The sequence below is a fragment of the Sandarakinorhabdus sp. genome (genome assembly GCF_031422795.1).
Classification (GTDB): domain Bacteria; phylum Pseudomonadota; class Alphaproteobacteria; order Sphingomonadales; family Sphingomonadaceae; genus Sandarakinorhabdus.
Window position 1 is genome coordinate 1 of sequence record NZ_JANPML010000228.1, and the last position, 3,521, is coordinate 3,521.

Here is a 3,521-nt window from a genome sequence, read left to right on the forward strand (position 1 = left end):
GGAACCCTTCAGCCCCGCCGATCTGCCCGACCGCAAGGCGCTTTCCGCCCGGGCCCGCACGGCCATCGCCGCGAAACTGTCGGAAACACTGGGCGGCCGGCCAGTGGCATGAGGCCGCCGGCTGGACAGGACCGGGCAATCGCCTAAACCCAAGCCAGCGGGGGCGACGGGCATGATCGATGAAACGATGGGCGACGTTGCCCCCGGCCTGCCGGAACGGGTGATGAAGAAGGCGCAGCTGCGGCTGTTGCCGTTCCTGCTGATCGCCTATCTGATCGCCATCGTGGATCGCATCAACATCAGCTTTGCTGCTGAAACCATGAATGCCGATCTGGGCTTCACGGCCACGGTCTATGGCTTTGCCGGCGGCATTTTCTTCATCAGCTATGCCCTGCTGGAAGTGCCGTCGAACATGGCGATGATGCGGTTCGGCACGCGCGTGTGGGTCACGCGGATCATGATCAGCTGGGGGATATTGTCGGCGGCGCAGATGTTCGTGACGACTCCGATGCACTTCTACATCGTGCGCTTCCTGCTTGGTGCCGCCGAAGCCGGCTTTTTCCCGGCCATCCTCTATTATGCCAGCATCTGGTTTCCGGCCCAGTGGCGTGGCCGGGTGGTGAGCCGATTTTATGTGGCACAGCCGATCACATCGATCGTGATGGGGCTGGTATCGCCGCCGATCCTGGGCCTGGACGGCGTGATGGGCCTGCATGGCTGGCAATGGTTGTTCCTGATCGAAGGCGGGCCGGCGCTGCTGATGGGGCTGATCATCTTCCGCTATCTGCCGGATTCGCCCGACAAGGTCGGCTGGCTGGCGGCCGACGAACGCCGCTGGCTGACCGGCGCGCTGGCCGCCGATGCTGCCGCAACCAACGGCAGCGCCCATGAAAGCCTGTTCAAGGCGATTACCGACCGACGGGTGCTGACAGCCGGCTTCGTCTGGCTGTTCTATGTCGGTACGGTCAACGCCTATTATAATTCCATGCCGACGATCATCGCCGCCAAAACCGGCATGGATATCAGCAGCATCGGCAATCTCACCGTTGCTGGCGGGGTGATCGGTGTGATCATGCTGCTCAGCCTGGGCTGGCACAGTGATCGCCGGCAGGAACGATACTGGCATATGATCGTGCCGTGGACGCTGGTTGCCGCCGCCTTTGCCCTGCTGGCGCTGGCGACATCCGCGACGCCGGCCATTATCGCTGTCGTGCTGATCTTTGCGCTGTGGCTGCCGTCGCAGCCGGTGTTCTTTGCTGCACTGTCGGAAACGCTGCACGAACGCTATCGCGCGGTTGGCATTGCGGCGGTGAACACCATGGGCCAGTTCGGGTCTTTCTTCAGCACCAGCGCGCTGGGTGTCTCCCGAGATGCCACCGGCAGCTATGATGTGGGCCTGGCGGCCATCGCTGCCTGCATCGTGATCGGCATCGTCCTGCTCAACATGTTACGGCGGCAGGCGGGGCGGGTTGGGTAAAGCGGGGCCTTCGGCTGCCCGTTGGCGTTGATCTTTGGCGTTGATACTTGGCGCGGCCGTTACGGCTTGCTGGGTTTGATCCTCGCCAGAATTTGCTTGTCCAGCTTGGCCGCCACCCCAACGCTGCGGCCGGCCAGATTGGCGATCTCCAGCTTGACCACGCTGCCCAGCAATTGTGCGCTTTCCGACGGAGTCAGGCCATAATCCTGGGCCAACCAATCAACCATTCCGGTTGTCGCCGAACGCAGCGCTTCATCCAGCGAGCCTGCCTGCCCCAGAACCATGATCTGGGTCGGCGATTCCACGCGAGGCGTGTTGATGGCCTTGCCCTTGATCAGATCGACCGTGAATTCGACCGCCATCGACGTTTCCAGGCCATATTGTGCCATCTCGCCGTCGCCTTGCAACGCATGGGCGTCGCCAAGATACAGCAGCGCGCCTGGCTGCTGCACCGGCAGCAACACGCTGTTGCCTTCCACCACTTCGTTGAAATCCATATTGCCGCCAAAGCTGCCCGTATCGCCGGCAGATATGGGCGGCGCATCATATCCCGGCGCAACGGCCAGCCCACCCAGCATGGGACGAACAGGCAAGGCAATGTCACGCAGCCGCCCGCCTTGTGTATCCGGCGAGGTTACGCCCTTGTTGCGATCAATCGTCCAGCGGACCGGCTGCCCCAACGCCGTCGCACGGGGCGCCAGCGATGTGCCTTGTGCCCGCCGCACGATCATATCCAGGCTGTCGGCATAGTCGCGGCTGAGCTTGAGGCGGTTTATCCGGATGACCAGCGTGTCGCCGGGCTGCGCGCCCGCCACGAAGAACGGCCCGGTTTGCGGATTGCCGTACAGCGCGCGCGTCTTGCCCGCAGCATCCACGCCGCCGGAATCAACCGTGGTCGTGCGCACCGTATCGCCCGGCCAGATGGTCAGAACCGGCGTTCGATGCGGATCAAAACTGTTGGAATAATCCTGCGGCTGGAAATCCACGATGCGCGGCGGGCCGTTGGGGCGGTTTGGCACACGGCGGGCGCTGAAACCGTGGATCGCGCGAGCGGCCCGGTCGTTCGTATCGGGTGCATCAGTTGAACCGATCATCGTGTCGCCCGTCGCCTTGGCGGTGAAGATGGAGCGGTTGCCGGATCGATCCGTGACCGTGAAGCGAACCGTGTCGCCCGCCTTCTCGCCATCGACCTTGTCGCCATCCAGGCTGCCGGAAAGCCTGCCATCGGCATCAGACAGCGTCAGCGTGGCATAGCTGTTGTTGCCCCACATGGTGGTGCGAACAATCCAGGTTGCGTTTTCGGTTGCGGCCAACGCCGTCTGCGAAGCCAGGCAAAGCCACAGAGCCAGAATACGCATCAATTTTTCTTCCTGTAACGTGTTGGCATTTCGGTGCGGGCGCGCGCATGGCCACTGCGGCCTCGCCCTGACCGATGCAGATTTTACGTTGCCTGGCCAACGATCCCCCGTTTGGTCAGCCCCCCATACCAGCGCCGGACGTGTTCGGATCGAATGGGCGGAGCGCCTGTCCTGTTTCACGCCGCCGCCATGCGCATGGGGAACAATCGATGGATATTGCCATTTCGGGGTAAAGGCATAAGCTCAGGCTGCCTCTGCTTCCAACGGAGCGGCGTGGTGCGTTGGCGTTCGTTCAACATGATCCGGGGGGACGCTAATGACAGCACCAATGCGCTTTGCCTTGCCGCTGATGGCCGGCCTGATGGCCTTTGCAGCGACCAGTTTGTCCGCACAAGACGCTGTGCCGAACGTCGTCCCGGCCGCCAAGCCCGGCCTCGCAACGCCGCCGGAAGGCTGGGCCTATCTGCCCGAACTCGCGGTGCTGGGCCCGGCCGATATCTATCGCATCGTGCAGCGCCAAACGGGCGAGGGCGGTCCCAAAACCCAAATGCACGTCCACACCCAAAAGAACGCCGGCATCCTCACCCGCGATGTCGATGTGCCGCTGACCGCGGCGACGCGGCTCAAATGGCGCTGGAAGATCGATCAGATCCCGTCGAAACTGCCTGAAACCGCGGCTGCCAACC

The 3,521-nt window shown here is 63.1% G+C and carries 3 protein-coding genes; 2 read left to right on the plus strand and 1 reads right to left on the minus strand.

The features are described 5' to 3' along the window. Positions 1–172 precede the first annotated feature (172 nt). The gene (locus RMO81_RS08505) at positions 173–1,477 is read left to right on the plus strand and encodes an MFS transporter (protein ID WP_310475397.1); all 1,305 of its coding nucleotides are present in this window, start codon (positions 173–175) and stop codon (positions 1,475–1,477) included. Between the two features lie 59 nt (positions 1,478–1,536). Here RMO81_RS08505 and RMO81_RS08510 read toward each other — a convergent pair whose 3' ends face one another. Further along, positions 1,537–2,835 carry an acetamidase/formamidase family protein gene (locus RMO81_RS08510; protein WP_310475398.1) on the minus strand — a complete coding sequence of 433 codons (1,299 nt, stop codon included), beginning with the start codon at positions 2,833–2,835 and terminating at the stop codon, positions 1,537–1,539. A gap of 316 nt (positions 2,836–3,151) precedes the next feature. Between RMO81_RS08510 and RMO81_RS08515 the strand changes: the two genes are divergently transcribed. After that, positions 3,152–3,521 (plus strand): DUF3047 domain-containing protein (locus tag RMO81_RS08515; RefSeq protein ID WP_310475399.1); only part of this gene is annotated, 370 nt, incomplete at its 3' end.

Excerpts from the sequence above, each read along its gene's own strand:
- RMO81_RS08505 (WP_310475397.1), top strand. The coding sequence starts at position 173 with ATGATCGATGAAACGATGGGCGACGTTGCCCCCGGCCTGCCGGAACGG.
- RMO81_RS08510 (WP_310475398.1), bottom strand. The coding sequence starts at position 2,835 with ATGCGTATTCTGGCTCTGTGGCTTTGCCTGGCTTCGCAGACGGCGTTG.